14 protein-coding genes and 3 pseudogenes are annotated in these 15,916 nt (G+C 66.0%); 8 read left to right on the forward strand and 9 right to left on the reverse strand.

Going from position 1 to position 15,916, the window contains the following annotated elements; all coding sequences use genetic code 11:
• The first annotated feature begins 5 nt into the window (after nucleotides 1-5).
• Nucleotides 6-716, forward strand: coding sequence for an SDR family oxidoreductase (locus V5F59_RS03155; protein ID WP_393983231.1), 711 nt, complete (start codon nucleotides 6-8; stop codon nucleotides 714-716).
• Between the two features lie 46 nt (nucleotides 717-762).
• On the opposite strand, the gene V5F59_RS03160 is transcribed toward V5F59_RS03155, so the two are convergent.
• Nucleotides 763-1,755 carry a LysR substrate-binding domain-containing protein gene (locus tag V5F59_RS03160; RefSeq protein ID WP_393983232.1) on the reverse strand — a complete coding sequence of 331 codons (993 nt, stop codon included), beginning with the start codon at nucleotides 1,753-1,755 and terminating at the stop codon, nucleotides 763-765.
• Nucleotides 1,756-2,104: 349 nt separating this feature from the next.
• Between V5F59_RS03160 and V5F59_RS03165 the strand changes: the two genes are divergently transcribed.
• Entirely contained in the window at nucleotides 2,105-3,808 is a 1,704-nt protein-coding gene (locus V5F59_RS03165) for an FAD-dependent oxidoreductase (protein ID WP_393983233.1), read from the forward strand.
• Between the two features lie 15 nt (nucleotides 3,809-3,823).
• Here the strand turns inward: V5F59_RS03165 and V5F59_RS03170 are convergent, their stop codons facing one another.
• From V5F59_RS03170 to V5F59_RS03190, 5 genes are all read right to left on the reverse strand, one after another.
• Nucleotides 3,824-4,297, reverse strand: coding sequence for a TSUP family transporter (locus tag V5F59_RS03170; RefSeq protein WP_393983234.1), 474 nt, complete (start codon nucleotides 4,295-4,297; stop codon nucleotides 3,824-3,826).
• Nucleotides 4,252-4,575, reverse strand: a complete 324-nt coding sequence (locus V5F59_RS03175; protein WP_393983235.1) for a hypothetical protein — start codon at nucleotides 4,573-4,575, stop codon at nucleotides 4,252-4,254. Before V5F59_RS03175 ends, V5F59_RS03170 begins: the two co-directional genes overlap by 46 nt.
• A gap of 32 nt (nucleotides 4,576-4,607) precedes the next feature.
• The gene (locus V5F59_RS03180; protein WP_393983236.1) at nucleotides 4,608-5,663 is read right to left on the reverse strand and encodes an SDR family oxidoreductase; all 1,056 of its coding nucleotides are present in this window, start codon (nucleotides 5,661-5,663) and stop codon (nucleotides 4,608-4,610) included.
• Between the two features lie 102 nt (nucleotides 5,664-5,765).
• A complete protein-coding gene (locus V5F59_RS03185) occupies nucleotides 5,766-6,788 on the reverse strand; it encodes a Gfo/Idh/MocA family protein (RefSeq protein WP_393983237.1) in 1,023 nt (340 codons plus the stop codon).
• A 33-nt stretch (nucleotides 6,789-6,821) separates the two neighbouring features.
• On the reverse strand, nucleotides 6,822-7,511 hold the full coding sequence (locus V5F59_RS03190; protein ID WP_393983238.1) for a hypothetical protein: 690 nt from the start codon (nucleotides 7,509-7,511) through the stop codon (nucleotides 6,822-6,824).
• A gap of 211 nt (nucleotides 7,512-7,722) precedes the next feature.
• Between V5F59_RS03190 and V5F59_RS03195 the strand changes: the two genes are divergently transcribed.
• Both V5F59_RS03195 and V5F59_RS03200 read left to right on the forward strand, forming a co-directional pair.
• Nucleotides 7,723-8,157, forward strand: a complete 435-nt coding sequence (locus V5F59_RS03195) for a type II 3-dehydroquinate dehydratase (protein WP_393983239.1) — start codon at nucleotides 7,723-7,725, stop codon at nucleotides 8,155-8,157.
• Between the two features lie 150 nt (nucleotides 8,158-8,307).
• A complete protein-coding gene (locus V5F59_RS03200) occupies nucleotides 8,308-9,135 on the forward strand; it encodes an IclR family transcriptional regulator (protein WP_393983240.1) in 828 nt (275 codons plus the stop codon).
• A gap of 704 nt (nucleotides 9,136-9,839) precedes the next feature.
• Here the strand turns inward: V5F59_RS03200 and V5F59_RS03205 are convergent.
• Together V5F59_RS03205 and V5F59_RS03210 are read right to left on the reverse strand one after the other, a co-directional pair.
• A complete protein-coding gene (locus V5F59_RS03205) occupies nucleotides 9,840-10,571 on the reverse strand; it encodes a methylenetetrahydrofolate reductase (RefSeq protein WP_393983242.1) in 732 nt (243 codons plus the stop codon).
• Nucleotides 10,547-10,717 (reverse strand): annotated as a pseudogene (locus tag V5F59_RS03210) (4Fe-4S dicluster domain-containing protein); the annotation flags it as partial. The pseudogene V5F59_RS03210 and the gene V5F59_RS03205, both read right to left, overlap by 25 nt.
• Before the next feature lie 188 nt (nucleotides 10,718-10,905).
• Here V5F59_RS03210 and V5F59_RS03215 point away from each other — a divergent pair.
• The 3 genes and pseudogenes from V5F59_RS03215 (at nucleotide 10,906) to V5F59_RS03225 (ending at nucleotide 14,171) form a co-directional block, all read left to right on the forward strand.
• Complete coding sequence (locus V5F59_RS03215) at nucleotides 10,906-12,267, forward strand: aminotransferase-like domain-containing protein (protein ID WP_393983241.1); 1,362 nt, start codon at nucleotides 10,906-10,908, stop codon at nucleotides 12,265-12,267.
• A gap of 26 nt (nucleotides 12,268-12,293) precedes the next feature.
• Nucleotides 12,294-13,100: pseudogene (locus tag V5F59_RS03220) on the forward strand (nitrilase-related carbon-nitrogen hydrolase).
• A pseudogene (locus tag V5F59_RS03225) lies at nucleotides 13,070-14,171 on the forward strand (IS3 family transposase). Before V5F59_RS03220 ends, V5F59_RS03225 begins: the two co-directional pseudogenes overlap by 31 nt.
• On the opposite strand, the gene V5F59_RS03230 reads toward V5F59_RS03225, so the two are convergent.
• Nucleotides 14,166-14,786 (reverse strand): GNAT family N-acetyltransferase, encoded by a 621-nt coding sequence (locus V5F59_RS03230; RefSeq protein WP_393983109.1) that lies wholly within the window; start codon nucleotides 14,784-14,786, stop codon nucleotides 14,166-14,168. The pseudogene V5F59_RS03225 and the gene V5F59_RS03230 overlap by 6 nt on opposite strands.
• Nucleotides 14,787-15,568: 782 nt before the next feature.
• Here V5F59_RS03230 and V5F59_RS03235 point away from each other — a divergent pair.
• Nucleotides 15,569-15,763 (forward strand): hypothetical protein, encoded by a 195-nt coding sequence (locus V5F59_RS03235; RefSeq protein ID WP_393983108.1) that lies wholly within the window; start codon nucleotides 15,569-15,571, stop codon nucleotides 15,761-15,763.
• The last annotated feature ends 153 nt before the right edge of the window (nucleotides 15,764-15,916 follow it).

The following is a 15,916-nucleotide window of genomic DNA, read 5'->3' on the forward strand; positions in this document are numbered from 1 at the left end:
GGGACATGAAGCCATTGACGGTTCTTTTCGGCGGCTCGCGCGGCATCGGCCGGGCCTGCCTCGACCAACTGGCGGCGGACGGGTTCGCCGTCGCCTACACCTACGTGTCCGCGGCGCCAGAGGCGGAACCTTGCGAGGATGTCCGCGGCTATGCGGTGGATGTCGTCGACGAGGCCGCCGTAGCGGCCTTCTTCGAGACCGTGAAGCGCGATTTCGGCGCCTCGCCCCGAGCCGTGGTGGTGAATGCCGGCATCAACGTGCCGCCGGCGCCGCTAGCGCAGTTCTCCACCGAGAACTTCCATCGGCTGCTGTCGGTCAATCTCGTGGGCGCCTTCAACGCGCTGCGCGAGGCGGCGCGGCATGTGGAGGACGACGGCGCCATCGTCGCCCTCTCCACCTCGCTGGTGCGCAAGGCGCTGCCCGGCGCCGGCCCCTACATCGCCACCAAGGCGGCGGTGGAGGCGCTGGTGCGCTCGCTGTCGCTGGAGCTCGCGCCGCGTCGGGTGAGGGTGAATGCGGTGGCACCCGGGCCGGTGGACACCGACCTGTTCCGCGATGGCAAGGACGAGGCGGCGGTGCAGCGCTCTGCCGCGCTCAGCCCGCTGGGGCGGGTGGGGCGGCCGCAGGAGATCGCTGAGGTGGTGTCGTTCCTCGTCTCACCTAAAGCGAGCTGGATCTACGGGCAGGTGGTGCAGCCCAATGGCGGACTTGTCTGAAACAGACGTCCGGCGTCTGCTCGCCATGCGCGGGTGGGCGCGGCGCTCAAGCGTGGGGTACCGCGAGGCGGCGCGGCTCCCGCGCTTCGGGGGCTGCCTCCTCCACCAGCTCAACCCCCTGCCACCGCGCGCGGCGCACCAGGTCGCGCACGAGCTCCAGCAATTCCCCATGGATCCGGGCCACCGCGTCCGTCATACGTTCGGCGGGCAGGGAGAAGACGTAGTTGGGGCGGCTGATGGCCGCGTCGCTGATGCGCAGGTGGCGCCAGCTCTTCGCCTGCGCCGCGCCGTGCACGTGGATGGCCGCCAGCGGCTTGATGGTGGCGCCCATGCCCATGGCGAGGGCGGACATGAGCAGCGGCAGGGAATCGATCTCCGCCACCGGCACCAGCGAGACGTTGATGCGCTCGTACTCCAGCTCGATGCGCCGGCGCAGGCCATGGCCGCGGCTCGGCAGCACGAGGGGCAGGTCCGCCACCTCCTGCAGGGTGATGGTGTCGCGCCCGCGGGGGAACAGCGGGCTGTTGCAGGGCAGGATGACGAACAGTTCCTCGTCCAGCAGCGGTGTGCACTGCCAGTCCGGCACCGCATTGGGCGTGAACAGGATGGCGATGTCGAGTTGGCCGCTCGCCGCCATATGCTGGAGATGGCCGCTCAGACCCTCCACGATGTTGAGCGTGACACCGGGATACTTCTCCTGGATGCGCTCCAAGAAGGGCATCCCCACCTGGCAGGCCGTGGTGGGGGCGATGCCCACCGCTACGCGGCCGGTGATCTCCGCCGTGTTCTGCCGCGCCAGCGCCACGGCGTGGTCGAGCTGGCGCAGGATGAACTTGGCATGGCGGAACAGCGCATAACCGTTGGCGGTAGGCGAGACGCCGCGCGCGGAGCGGATGAGCAGCGGCGCGCCGACCTCCTGCTCCAGCCGCGCGATCTGCTGGCTGAGGGCGGGCTGGGCGATGAACAGCTGGCGCGAGGCGCGGGCGAAGCCACCGCACTCGACGATGGCGACGAAATACTTGAGCTGCTTCGTGTCCATCTGCCGGCGCTCTCCCTTGAGCGGTGTCGTTCCGGCCGCGGGCGCGCCGCCGGCCTCGTCTCCCGGTCCACGCCGGGTGGGGAGGGTGCGCCCCGCTCAGGCGGCCCCGTCTCGTTGGGCGCAGTCAACCACAACTTCGCGGCCGGTTCTATATTGCCGGAAATGCCGCAGCATCATACCTGCGAAAATGGACATCCCAGGCTCTTATCGCCGTCGGCAGGGTGCGGCGCGGCATTAAATTTCATGATGTGATGGCCAATCTGAACGTGTCGAAGGCCATCAAAGGCGACGGAGGTCGAACCATGGGTGTGGCGTTCAGGCGGGCGGATGGCCCCGCGGAGCTCGGGCGATGACCGCAGCGGCAAGCCCCGCGGCGGCGGCCGAGATGTACGACGTGGTGGTGGTGGGCGCGGGCGTCGGAGGGCTCACCACCGCCTGCGTCGCTGCGGCGCGCGGGCTCACCGTGGCGGTGGTGGAGAGCGCGCCGCAGGTGGGTGGCACCTCCGCCATTTCCGGCGGCATGGTCTGGGCGCCGGGCAACTCCAAGGCGCCGGAACGCGACGACACCCTGGACGCCGCCCGGCTCTATCTCGACGGCACCGTGCCCGGGGAGGAGGGGCGCCCGGCGCGCGAGGCGTTCCTGGCATCGGCCGGGGAGGCGGTCGACTTCCTGGAGCAGCACACGGCGGTGCAACTGCGGCCGGTGCCTTCCTATCCCGATTACTACCCCGACACGCCCGGCGCTACCGCCGGCGGCCGCGTGCTGGAGCCGGTGCCGTTCGATGGCCGCCGGCTGGGGCCGGCGTTCGCCCTGCTGCGGCCGCCGCTGCCGGAATTCACCCTGTTCGGCGGCATGATGGTGAGCCGCAAGGACATTCCCCACTTCCGCAAGGTCGGGCGCTCGCCGCGCTCGACCCTCATCGTGGCGCGCCTCGTTGCCAAATATGCCCTCCAGCGCCTGTCGGCGCCACGAGGCACCACGCTTTATCTGGGCAATGCGCTGGTGGCCTCGCTGCTGCGCTCGGCGCTGGACCTCAAGGTGCGCCTTATCCTCGGCACACCCGTGGAGGCGCTGCACCTCACGGCTGGCCGCGTCACCGGCGTGGTGGTGGAAGGGGAGGGGGGATCGCGCGTCATCGCTGCGCGTCGCGGCGTGTGCCTCGCCACCGGCGGCTGCTCGCGCGATGGCGAGCTGCGGCGCACCCATGTGCCAGAGCTGGCGGGCGCGCTTACCGCCACTGTCGCCTCCGGCGCGCGGCAGGGCGGCGTGCGCCTGGCGCTGGCCGCGGGGGCGCATCTCGGCACCGGGCAGGGCGGCGGCGCCTTCTGGGTCCCAGCCTCCCGCTTTATCCGCGCGGACGGGACCGAGGCGGTGTTCCCCCACACCGTGACCGACCGCGGCAAGCCGGGCCTCATCGCGGTGGACGCTACTGGCCGGCGCTTCGTGAACGAGGCGCGCTCCTACCACGAGTTCGTCAGCGCCATGCTGCGCACCGGGCGGCGGGCGGTGCCGGCCTTCCTCATATGCGACAGCCACTTCCTGTGGACCTACGGCCTCGGCCGCATCAAGCCGTTCGCCCCCTCGGTGAAGGCGGACATCGCCAGCGGCTACCTGAAGACCGCCCGCACCATCGCCGGCCTCGCCGCTGTCATCGGCGTGCCGGCGGAGGTGCTCGCCGCCACCGTCACTCGCTTCAATTCCGGGGCACAGAAGGGGATTGACCCGGAGTTCGGTCGCGGTGGCGACATCTACCAGCGGCATTTCGGCGATGCGGACGTGACGCCCAATCCGTGCGTTGCGCCCATCGTGAAGCCGCCCTTCTATGCGGTAGCGGTGCACCCGGCGGACCTCGGCATGGCGGTGGGCCTCGCCACCGATGCCAAGGCGCGCGTGCTGGGGCCGGACGATGCGCCAATCCCCGGCCTCTATGCCTGCGGCAACGACATGCACTCGGTGATGAACGGGGCCTATCCGGGGCCGGGCATCACGCTCGGCCCGGCGCTGACCTTTGGTTACATCGCCGCCTCGACCATTGCGGCGACGCCGGCCTGAGAGTCGGCGTCAGCCCTACAGCCAGGGCGCGAGCCCGTCATAGACCAGCTTGAGCCCGACAAGGTCGAGAATGAGGTAGATGGCGCAGCGGAAGCGGTCCGACGAGACATGGGCCACCAACCGCACGCCCACGGCGGTGGTCAGGATGGCCACCGGCAGCAGCGCCCCGGAGGTGGCGAGGTTCGCCCCAGTGATATACCCCAGGGCGAGGAAGAACGGCACCTTCACCCAGTTCACCACCGCGAAGAAGGCGGTGGCGGCGAACTGCTGGGGTGTCAGGTGCGGGCCGCGGCGCAGCAGATAGATCATCATCGGCGGCCCACCGGCATTGGCGATCATGCTGGTAAGGCTGGCGCCAAGACCCCACAACGCAGCCGCATAGGACCCCGCCTCCGTCTGGGGCCGGTGCCTGCGGCGCGACAGCAGGTGGCGGCCCGCTGCTATCACCGACATGACGCCGATGGCGGCGACCACCGCGCCGTCGGACACCGAGGCGGCGAGGAGATAGCCAGTACCACCCCGGCCACCGCCGCCGGCAGCGTCCGCCGCAGCTCCAGCCGCATCCAGCGGCGCCAGTAAGCATAAAGGCTCACCACGTCCTGCACGATCAGCACCGGCAGCATGATGGCGGCCGCCTGCACTGGCGACATCACCTGCGACAGCAGCGGCTGGGCCAGCACCGACGGGCCGGTGAAGCCGCCCTTGGAGAGCCCCATCAGGATCGTGGCGGGCACGGCCGCGGCATAGAAGGCGGGATCGACGATCACGGGAATGCCTCGGAAGGGCCTGGCCCTCGGGGTCAGGCGGGCGGCAGCAGGCCGGCGGCACGATAGGCGCTAAGCTGCGCCGCGAACATCGTGGCCGAGTCGAGGCCTGCGGCAAATCCGGTCTGCCGTAGGCGGGTGAGGTTGGAGAGCACGTCCCAATCCTGGCGGAAGACGAAGTCGCCGAAGGCCCACAGCGCCATGTCGGACAGCGGGCGCGGCGCGAGGCCGTGGCGGGCGACGATGCGTGCCCAGACATCCTCCTTGTCGGCCATCCAGGCGGCGAGGCGGACGTTGCGCGGCTCGCCGCAGCGCACCCCCAGCATCGCGGCGAGGCCCGGCCACATGGTGCGCCAGCGGAAGGCATCGCCGTTGGTGACGTTGAAGGCGCGGTTGACGCCGTGGGACAGGCCGGACAGCCAGAGGATGGCCTCGGCGCACAGTTCGCCGTCGGTCACCTCGGTCAGGGTGGCGAAGCCAGCATCGGTGCCGGGAAAATCGAAGGGAACATCGAGCTCCCGGCAGATCGCCCCGTAGGCGCCGAGGATGCTGGTGAGGTTGCGCGCGCGGGCCGGGTCGAAGTCGCACACCACGTTGGGCCGGCAGGCGGACCAGCTCCAGGGCCGGCCGCGCTGCAGGGCGGCGAGGGAGTCTTCCTGATCGTAGTAGAAATTCGGCGGCATGTGCCGCGGGTCGTCCTCGGCGGCGGGCGTGCGGTAGGGGCCGAGATGGAGCCCGTACCACTTCGTGCCCTCTACCAAATGTACATGGGCGAGGCCGGGCGCCGCGGCCTCCACCGCCTCGACCACGTTCACCAGCATCGCCACGTTGGCGGGCACGTCCTCCACCCCGTTCTCGCCGTGGGCGGCGCGGGCGGCATAGAAGACGTGTGTGATGCCCGGCGCCTGCGCTAGCACCGCGCGCACTGAGGCGGCATCCAGCAGGTCGGCCGCGAGGTGGGTGAAGGGCGCGGGCGCCGGCGGAGCGGTGCGGGACAGGCCGTGAATGGTCCAGCCGTCCCGCCGGGCGAGCGCCGCCACCAGCCGCGCGCCGATGGCGCCGGTGGGGCCCACGACGAGGGCGCCGGGCATCAGGCGCCTCCGGGGCGGCGGCGCCCGGCGGGGGAAGGGGTGGCCTCGGGTGCAGTCTCGGTCACGGCGGTTGGCTCCGGAATGGGAAAAGCGAGCAAGGGTCTAGTGGCGAAGGCTGATCCAGCGCTGCTCGGTGTGGGAACTGTAGATCGCCACCTCCACCCGGAGGGCGCCGAGATATTCGTGTGCCTGGTTCTCCACGGGCGTGCCCTCGCGCAGGTGACGCACCACGTGGCATTGCAGAGCATGCACAGAATCTCCAGCATATCCCCGGTTCTCCCAGGCGTAGAGATGCTCCGTCTCGCCACCGCCACGGGGCCGACGCCAGATGCGGCCGAGGCCGTCCACCCTCAGGCTGCCATCAGTGCCCTCCACCCTAAGCTCGCCCATGGTGAGGCGCGGGTTCTCGGCGGGAAAATCCAGCAGGCGGTTGCCGTCGAGCAGGCCGGCGGCGCCGGAGGCAAAGGCGAAGGTGGCGAGCCCGGCATCCTCCCCGGCAATGGCCGGGTTGAGCCGGCGCAGCCGAGCGAATACGCCGGTGATCTCCCCCATCAGAAAGCGGAACACGTCGATGGTGTGAATGCCCGTCTCGTGAATGAGGAAGCGCGGCATCTTCTGGAAATAGGGCTGGCGATCGAGATAGGCGGAAGGCCCTTGCCCATCGCCGGGTCGCATGCGGAAGCCGATGTCGAAGGGCTCGCCCACCGCCCCCGCCCGCATCAGCCGGGCGACCTCCCGGTTCCATGGGCGGAAGCGCCAGTTTTCGTGGGCGACCACGAGCGTGCCGGAGCGCGCGGCCGTCTCCGCCAGCGCCTCGGCCTCCGGCAGGCTTGGGGCCAGCGGCTTCTGGCAGATGGCGGGGATGCCGCGGCTCGCGGCCAACGCCACGAGGCCGGAATGACTTTCCGGCGTGGTGATGATGTCAACGAGGTCGGGGCGGGCGGCGTCCAGCATTTCGTCGGGATCGGTGAACACCGCTCCGGCACCGTAGCGGACGGCGAAGGCTTTCGCCCGCTCCAGGTTGGATCGCACGCAGATGCCGACCAACTCGATACCGGGGATGCGCGCCCAGCTGTCATAGTGGTAGGTGCTGAAGAAGCCGGTGCCGAAGGCTGCCACGCGCATGGGGATCTCCCTCCTGTGGGGCGGCTGCGGCGCTCAGGAGGGATTGTAAGCGGCGAAGGCGAGGGCGTAGATGCCGATGCTGGCGGGCTCTGCGTCCGACAGCGCCTGCCGTAGCCGGTCGGCGGCCGCCTCGGCCGCGGCGCTGCCGGTGGCATGGACAACGACAACGCCCCCGACATGGGCGTCGGCCGCGCCGCGCAGGCGCTTTTCTGCCGAGGCAATGGTCGAGGCCCCGGTCTGGGCCCGCCACAACTCGGCGCCGACGATGCCGGGCGTTCCTCTGCCGGCCTCCGCACTACCGAGCAGATCAGCGACGAGGCACGGCCACATCGCGCCGGCCGCCGCGGCGCCGGCCTCATCCTGGCGCGCGGTGACGACGAAGCCGCCTTCTGCTCGCCCGCTCCAGACCACGCGCGCGCAGACGGTGCGCGAGTTGTTGCGGAAGTGGGGCTGTGCCTGCTGCGTCCCCAGGGTTGGGTGGTTCAGCCGCTCCAGATAGAGCGGGGAGGCAAGCACGTTGGCGTCGGTCGTCTCGTAGCGGATGAACAGCTGAGGGGTGGCCTTGAGCGCATGGTAGCGGCGCACGTTCAGGAAGCCGGGAATGTCGAGGCGCTCGAAGTGGTGCTCGGCATCGTACCAAGTGAGCACGTCGCCGACATGGTTCGGCTCGATGTCATGCCAAATGGCGAGGATGCCTCGCTCCGCGGTGCCTGCGGTGGCCATGTGCGATGGTCTTCCGTGTGAGCGTGTTCCCGACGCCCCTAAGCGGTGAACCACCCGGGACTTGAAATTATTTCACATTGTGAGTTTCATTGTGTCAATGACAAATAAGTGGAGAGGCTCGCGGTGAGCCCCGCGCCGCCATCCGAGCCGGATGGCAACAGCTCCAGCGCAGCGAGGCATCATGACGTCCGAACGACCGTGGAAGATACTGATGCTCCAGGGTGCCAACATGAGCTATCTGGGCCAGCGGGAGCCAGAGCGCTACGGCACCACGACCGCCGCCGAGCTGGACGCTATGATGGCAACCGCGGCGGCCGAGCGGCACGTGGATCTTGAGATTTTCTACACACATCTGGAAGGGCTTGCCATTGATCGCATCTATCGCGCCCTGGATGAGGGTATGGATGGATTGCTGATGAACCCGGCCGGTTTCCAGTATGCTGGCCACGCCCTGCGCGATTGCCTGCTGGGGGTGCGTCCGCGGCTACCTTATGTCGAGGTGCATATTACCCACCGCTGCATCACCGGCGGCCTGCACACCGTTACAGCTGAGGCCTGCGCCGGCCTGGTGCTGGGCTTCGGCATCGATTCCTACGTGATGGGGCTCGACGGCCTGCTACGCCTTCTTACGCGGCGCAGAGACTAGGTGCCTCCATGGAACGCGGCGGGATTGCGGGATTCCGCATGGCGAAATAAGTTTACGCGACGTTTGTCGGGTGTCGAGTTACGCGAGCGCAGGACAGCAATGGAGAGGCAAATGCGGCGGAGTGCATCGGCTGCGCCGGCGAAGGATCTCGTGAAGGCCAAGGACCTCACGACGGCGAATGACGTTGCGAAAGTAGTGGAGCCGGAGGCCAGCCGCGAGCGCGGCGGCGTGCAGTCCATCGAGCGTGCCTTCTCCATCCTTATGCAGATCGCCCAGCATCCTGATGGCATCAGTCTCGCGGACTTAGCGAAGAGGGTGGAACTGCACACCTCCACCACCTTCCACCTTGTGCGGACCCTGGTGGAGACCGGGGCCGCGCGGCAGGACCGCGAGACGAAGCGCTACCACCTGGGCCGGCTCATCTTCAGCCTTGCCGCCAACTCCGCGTCCGAGGTGGAGTTGGTGACTATGGCCACGCCGTTCATCGAGGACCTAGCGCGCATGAGCGGCGAAACCACCCATTTCGCCCTGCGCTCCGGCCACGACATTGTGATCGCGGCGAGGGTCGCCGGCACGGGCGCATTCCAGCTCGTAGAGCGCAACGGTGGCATCCGGCCAGCTCATTGCACCAGCCTCGGGAAGGTGCTGCTGGCCGCCATGTCGCCGCCGCAGCTTGAAGAGTATCTCACCGCCATGCCGCTTGTGGCCTATACCCCGAAGACGATCGTCGATCCCGAGCGGTTCCGCGAGGAGCTCGATCACGTGCGGCGGTCAGGGATAGGCTACGACGACCAAGAGTTCAACGACGAGGTACGCTGTGTGGCCGCTCCAGTGCGGAACTTTTCCGGGCATGTGGTCGGAGCGGTGGGAGCGTCGGGGCCCGTCTGGCGGATGACCCTACCCCGGCTCCAGGACGTGGCGCAGAAAGTTCGAGCTACTGCAGCTGAGTTATCGCGCGAGCTAGGATGCCACGGATGATCCTGATAGAAGTTCTGGGCTGATAAAACAAGGGTACCGAAAATAAATTGGTTTCGAAATTTTGATCCCAGTGTCGTCGAAAGCAAGAGCGCGGCGCGCTCTCTAAACCTATATAGTGGAATTTTACGCCGAATGGAAGGGTAAGCACGAAGAAGATGCTTGGAAGGTTATTAAAAATATTCCGGGCCGCTGAGCTGACTGCTCTCGATTCGCCCCGGCGCCTAGTCGGTGCGTTTCTCCTACCAATAATCAGATGCTCCTAGAGCTGCATCTCATTGCAACTTGGAGGGACATAAACTGTCCCGCCCAACGATCGAAACCACGCGTGCTTGAGCACAGGGAAAGCCCATTCGCGAAACACCGCTTATTGCGATTCATGATGGGGGCATTGCGATCCAATCCCCCGCGTTCGTGTGCACCGGCGGAATTCACAAAAGCGCGCTATGGCATCACCGACTATTGTCACATTGGGCTCCCTCGGGCAGCAGGCTACCCAGCTCAACGCGCTGGGCAAGGCGAAAAGACGCCCAACCCAAAGCCTCCGACTGAAAGACGATTATAGGTGACACCTCAACCGACTGGGGACTGCAAGTCTGACTGCCTTTTTTGGGCGGTTGCCATCCAACCGGACCCGGAAGATCCTCATCCCGCACGATGCCACGGCCTATAAGCGCCGCAACCGCATCGAGTGCTGCTTCAATCGCCTAAAGCACTTCCGCCGCTTCGCGACGCGCTACGACCGCCGGACGATCCACTTCGCCGGGTTCGTCCTCCTCGCCGCAGCCATGATCTGGCTCCAGTGAATGTCGATCGGCTCTAGGGCCGCCAACGTGGCGGAAGCCCATGTCGCGAAGGAAGCCGTATTTCCATTTCAGAGATCGCCAAAGGCAGTCCGTGGCGATCTTCGGGTGACCTTCGGGATAGGCGACGATGCCGGCGCTGCGAATGCCATGCCGTTCCACGACGCCGCTGCCGAGAAGTGCCAGCGAATCCGAAAACGGATCCGGTGGAGCGGCGGAATCTCCTCCGACGAACAGGAAGCGCGACGGGCTTGCCTCTTCGATCAGCGAATGAGGTGGATCGTCCAGATCGTCGGCGGATCGCAGGCGGCGGGAAGAAATGATCGGTACGGGTTCGAATCCGCAGCGACAAATGACATGCGCCGCATTGACGCTCTGAGCATGGTCCTCATTTCCTAGGAACGCGATGTTGATCGACGTTCCCGAGGGAATTTCGGACATGGCGGCTTCAGCCTGGCCAATGTCTTTTCCTGTGACCTCCAGTGTGTAGGCCGCTGTCCCTTGAGAGCCGGATGGGTGTGTTCTGGTCGCGACGTCAGACGTCTCAATCTCCTGGCTTCTCGGAAAGTGGTTTTGAAACTTGTCCGGCACCCCGTCGAACGCTGCGGTATCGGAAGAATTGCCTCGGCGGAACATTCCGGCTCGCAGACACCGCAATCGATACATTCGTCTGGATGAATAACGAGCATGTTTTCCCCCTCGTAGAAGCCGTCGACGGGATAGACGTTCACGCAATCCATGTATTTGCAGCGAATGCAGTTCTTGGTGACGACATATGGCATCGGTGTATCCAAAGGCGCGGTGCCTGGGGGCTGCGCAAGGCCGAGCGCCGGCTTGCGCTGCTTTGGCGAGGCCTTCGTTTCGGGGATATCGAAAACCGCAATCTGTGCTTCCTTCTTGAGCCATACATGATACGAATAATGTATGTTAATTGACCATGCAAATTGAGAGACGCATGTGGAAGCCGAGATTGATCGAGGCCGCCCGGATGAAGTATCTGGGCATCGTCGAGGCGTTGGAGGCGGACATCCGCTCAGGCCGGGTCGCGCGGGGTGAACGGCTGCCGCCGCAGCGCGCCATCGCCGAGGCACTGGATGTTGATCTGACCACGGTGACACGCGCCTTCAACGAGGCTCGCCGGCGCGGGCTGGTCCAGGCGCAGGCCGGTCGGGGAACCTTCATCAACGAGACGCTGGAGGGTGAGGTTGGCGAAGCTGCGCATCCCCTCATCGATCTCAGCATGAACATCCCCTCACAGCCCTCGGCCGTGGATTTTCGGAAGATTTTTCCGCAGGGCATCGGAGGCGTTCTGGGGAGCCCGCGCGGCCTGCTCAATCTGCACTATCAGGAGAGTACAGGTGCGGAGCCGGACCGGCAGGCGGCCGCAAGTTGGCTTGCCCCCCGCATCGAGGGCGTCACGCCTGACCGGATCGTCGTCACGGGAGGCGCGCAAAGCGCACTGTTTGCGGTCTGCGATCTTCTTTTGAACCGCGGCGATACCGTAGCCGCCGGAGCCCTGACCTATCCGGGCATGAAGGCTGTCGCCATTCAGAAAGGGCTCGAGATCGCGGCGGTGGATATGGACGACAAGGGAATCGTCCCCGATGCGTTCGAGAAGGTTTGTCGCGACCGCGCGCCGAAGGCCCTTTACGTCATTCCGAGTATCGACAACCCGACCACTGCCACTCTGCCGGAAGACCGCCGCCGGGCCTTGGCGACCATTGCCCGCAAGCATGGGGTAGCGATTGTCGAGGACGACCCCTACGCGCCGCTGCGGCCGGAGCGGCTGGTCTCCTTCGCCGAGATGGCGAGCGACATTACCTGGCACATCGCGACGCTCTCGAAGTGTGCGACGCCTGCCTTGCGGGTCGCCTACGTCGTGGCGCCAAGCGGCACCAAAGCACTGCTCCTGGCCGGCGTCTTGCGCGCGACGATCCTCATGGCGCCTCCGCTGATGTCGGCGCTGGCGAGCCGCTGGATCGCAGACGGCGTCCTCGATGAGATCGCCAAATCGATCCGCGCGGAGAATGTCGAGCGGCAGAAGATTGCGGCCTTGATCCTCGGGGGCGTCGGTTTTGCCACCGATCCCCATGGGCATCATCTTTGGATGCGGCTGCCGAGCTACTGGCGCGCTTCTGATTTTGCCGAACATGCCGACCGTGCCGGCGTTTCGATCGTACCCAGTTCGGCCTTTGCGACAGTCGCCCATCCCATCGAGGCCGTCAGGATCTCGCTTGGCGTCGCTCCCGACCGGGGAGACCTCGAGGACGGCCTGACGCAACTCGCCAATCTGATTTCCCAGCCCTCGCTCGGAGCGAGGGCTGTCGTCTGATTTTTTGAAGGATCGTCGCCATGACCATGATCAGAGCCGCAGTCGTGCAGGCCGCTCCCATCCTGTTCGATACCTCGAGCACGATCGAGAAGCTCGCCGGGTTGACGCGAGAGGCTGCCGGCAAGGGCGCGCATCTCGTCGTCTTCCCGTAGGTCTTTGTCGGCGGTTATCCGAAATGCCTCGATTTCGGCGCGCGCCTGGGAACCCGAAGCCCGGAAGGGCGGGAGGATTTCCGCCGCTACTTCGACGGCGCCATCGACCTGCCCGGCCCGGAAGCGAGCTGCATCGGAGAGATTGCCCAGGACAATGGTGTTCATCTGGTCGTGGGCATCATCGAACACGATGATGGCACGCTCTATTGCTCGACGCTGACCTACGCGCCGTCCGGTAAGATCCTCTACAAGCACCGCAAGCTGATGCCGACGGCGCTCGAGCGTCTCGTCTGGGGCTTTGGCGACGGCTCGACCATCGGCGTCGGCGTCGATACGCCGATCGGGAAGATCGGCAGCGTGATCTGCTGGGAAAACTATATGCCGCTCCTGCGCACGGCCATGTACGCGCAGGGCGTCGAGCTCTATTGCACCCCGACCGTCGATGACCGTGACGTCTGGCCGCCGACGATGCGCACCATCGCGCTCGAAGGGCGCTGCTTTGTGATCTCGGCCTGCCAGTATTTCACGCGGGGTGACGGGCCGGCCGATTTCCATCTGATGCGGGGCGACGAGCCCGCCATGTTCGGCCTGATGTGCTCCCCTGAATTCCTGTCACGGATCGGTTGGGTCCTTCGATCAGGAAAAGGACCATGCGGCGCAGCCGTTTCAGCGAGGAGCTGATCATCTTGGTGCTGAAGGAGCACGAGGTGAGGATGAAGACCGCCGAGGTGTGCCGCAAGCACGCCATCTCGGACGCCACCCTCTACAAGTGGAAGGCGAAGTACGGAGGCATGACGGCCTCCGAGACGGCTCGGCTTCGCACGTTGGAGGAGGAGAACCGACGGCTGAAGAAGCTGCTGGCCGAGCAGATGCTCGACAATGCGGTGCTGAAGGATCTCTTGGGAAAAAACTGATCTCGCCTGCGGCGCGGTTCGCGACGGTAAAGCGCGTGATCGGCGATCACGGCGACTCGGAGCGCCGGGCCCGCCGGCTGATCGGTCGAGCTTCCAGTCCCAGCGCGAAGCGGATGGCGATGCTGCCGTCTGCACGCGCATGCGGGAGCTTGCCAATGAGCGCCGTCGGTTCGGCTACCGTCGGCTGGCGATCCTGCTGAAGCGGGAGGGCGTGAGGATGAACCTGATGAAGGTCTACCGCCTCTATCGGGAAGAACGGCTCGTGGTGCGTCGGCGCGGCGGGCGTAAGCGGGCGCTCAGCAGCAGGGTGCCGGCGGCCGTCCCGCAGGGAGCGAACCAGCGCTGGAGCCTCGACTTCGTGTCCGATGCCCTGAATGACGGCCGCCGCTTCCGGGTGCTGAACATCGTCGACGACTTCACCCGCAAGTGCCTGACGGCTGTGGTGGACACCTCGCTCTCCGGCGTCCGCGTGGTGCGCGAACTGAACGAGGTCATCGTCCGCCGCGGCCGCCCCTGCATGATCGTCTCGGACAACGGCACCGAGCTGGTCAGCCGGGCGATCCTGAACTTCTGCGAGGAGGTCGCCATCGAATGGCATTACATCGCCCGGGGCAAGCCGATCCAGAACGCCTTCGTGGAAAGCTTCAACGGCCGCCTGCGCGACGAGTGCCTCAACGAGCACGCCTTCTCCTCGCTTGCCGAGGCCAGACGGATCATCGAGGCTTGGCGGATCGACGACAACACCGTCAGATCCCATACGAGCCTCGGCGGCCTCGCGCCGTCGATGTTCGCCAACCGGTCCCACGAGGACCAAAACCCAGCCGGGCCTAACTTATGACCGGCAGGAAAATGGGGTGCACGTCAGCAGCGCTTTTTCCATCACCACTAGGTGGTCATGGAAGCCTAGATGCTCGTAGATGCGTCGTGCCGAGCCGTTGCTGGCCAAGACATTGATGCGCAGCCATTTTGCCCCGGAACTGCGTGAACGGTGCTCACACTCATCGAGCAGCAATCGGCCGGCACCGGTTCCTCGAGCCGACGATTTCACGGCGATGTGGCTGACTTCGCTGTAGACGAAGGGAACCTCATCAATCTCTCCAGTTTGCTCGACCTTTGTGAAGATCGTTGCGTAGCCGATCAGCTTCCCGTCCCTGATGCTCACGAGAAGCGAACCTCGCTCCTCCCTACACCTGCGAAGCAGCGTCTCGACGTACCAACCACCGATATCCTCGATCGGCATCATTCTGTCATAGAGTTCCCCTTCGTAGGCCTGGAGCTCACGAACGACTTCCAGGACCTGCTGCAGGTCGCTGTCACGGTAGTCTCTGATGACGACTGACAATCTTTGTTTCCCATGCTGGCTAGAAAGCGGCGAGGCGGCGCCCCAGAGGGAAGGAAAGCAGCTATCTGAACGCAAAGCCAGTGCCCACGCGAGCAGATCCTTCCTCCTCATCTGATATCGTATCTTTGTCTCACCGGCTGGTGATAGGCGATGCAAGCCAGCACTAGCATTCCCGTCTCGGAGAGCGGGACCGGCGCGGGTTCTGTGGCGAACGCCACGTGGAACGCCTCGGCGTGGCGCGGTTAGGTGGGCAGCTGCCAGGCCCCCCCCCCCCGGCGGCTAGCTCGTAGGACCGGTCGCGCAAGGCATCGCGGATACCTTCGATCACCAGCGCAATGGCGCACATGCGGCTGCCCCCACGTGGTCAGCAGTTCCCGATCGACAATCCTAGGTGCCACTTACGCCAGCACAGCTTCGGCGGCAACTCGGCGAGCCCGGTGTCGAGGGTTTCTGTGGCGAGGGGCCGGCGGGCCGTGATCAGAGCCCATAGAGACGGAGGGAAGGCGCGGCCGGAGAGCTTGCGCACCGCCTCGAGCATCGCGAGCCGCTCAAACAGCCTCCGTTCGTGCTGGGGGTACCGGAGCGCATCTGGCACCGTCCGCGCCACTGATGTGGGCCGCCCACATGCTGCCCCTCGCGAAGCCGATCTTGCCGGAGCGCAACGTGGATGATCGCCTCGGAGAGAGGGCGCACATCCCGCAGGTATCGCCACGTCGGAGATCCTCGCCACGGTCCGCGGCGACGACGCCAGCGCTCCACGAATTCGAAGTCGGAATCCTCCCACCGCGTCAGATCCGACCAGACCGGCTCGATCGGAACGAAGCCTGCAAGTTCGGCGACACGGTCGAGGCACTTGATGAGGCCTCCGCCATCAAGGCGAGCAACGAGTCCTTATGGGACACGCCGCGCATCAGCGTGCGAACTTAATCCTGGCCCTAAGCTCCGCCTATCTCGCGCAGATCCTCCTGCGCGATCCGGATACCCCCGAGCATGGCGCCGCTGTGGGCATCAAGCTCGAAAGCCGTCTTGTCCGCGAGCGTCTTGATCAGATCGCCTCTCATCACGAATTTCGTCAAGACACCGTTTGACAACCATAGCAATGGTGACAAAGAACGCCGTGCGGCGACAACCCTGTTAGCTCCGGTCATCTCCGGAGGTTGGCGACATGGCTTTCTCTAACGCCTGCGCGAGCAGGTTGGCCTATCCCCAATTTCGCGCGCCAACCCCTTTATGCTTCCCAG

This window comes from Xanthobacter nonsaccharivorans (assembly GCF_043194755.2).
Lineage (GTDB): Bacteria > Pseudomonadota > Alphaproteobacteria > Rhizobiales > Xanthobacteraceae > Xanthobacter > Xanthobacter autotrophicus_G.

Coding starts and splice junctions, on each gene's coding strand:
- V5F59_RS03155 (WP_393983231.1), top strand. CDS start 6: ATGAAGCCATTGACGGTTCTTTTCGGCGGCTCGCGCGGCATCGGCCGG.
- V5F59_RS03160 (WP_393983232.1), bottom strand. CDS start 1,755: ATGGACACGAAGCAGCTCAAGTATTTCGTCGCCATCGTCGAGTGCGGT.
- V5F59_RS03165 (WP_393983233.1), top strand. CDS start 2,105: ATGACCGCAGCGGCAAGCCCCGCGGCGGCGGCCGAGATGTACGACGTG.
- V5F59_RS03180 (WP_393983236.1), bottom strand. CDS start 5,663: ATGCCCGGCGCCCTCGTCGTGGGCCCCACCGGCGCCATCGGCGCGCGG.
- V5F59_RS03185 (WP_393983237.1), bottom strand. CDS start 6,788: ATGCGCGTGGCAGCCTTCGGCACCGGCTTCTTCAGCACCTACCACTAT.
- V5F59_RS03190 (WP_393983238.1), bottom strand. CDS start 7,511: ATGGCCACCGCAGGCACCGCGGAGCGAGGCATCCTCGCCATTTGGCAT.
- V5F59_RS03195 (WP_393983239.1), top strand. CDS start 7,723: ATGCTCCAGGGTGCCAACATGAGCTATCTGGGCCAGCGGGAGCCAGAG.
- V5F59_RS03205 (WP_393983242.1), bottom strand. CDS start 10,571: ATGTTCCGCCGAGGCAATTCTTCCGATACCGCAGCGTTCGACGGGGTG.
- V5F59_RS03230 (WP_393983109.1), bottom strand. CDS start 14,786: ATGAGGAGGAAGGATCTGCTCGCGTGGGCACTGGCTTTGCGTTCAGAT.
- V5F59_RS03235 (WP_393983108.1), top strand. CDS start 15,569: ATGGGACACGCCGCGCATCAGCGTGCGAACTTAATCCTGGCCCTAAGC.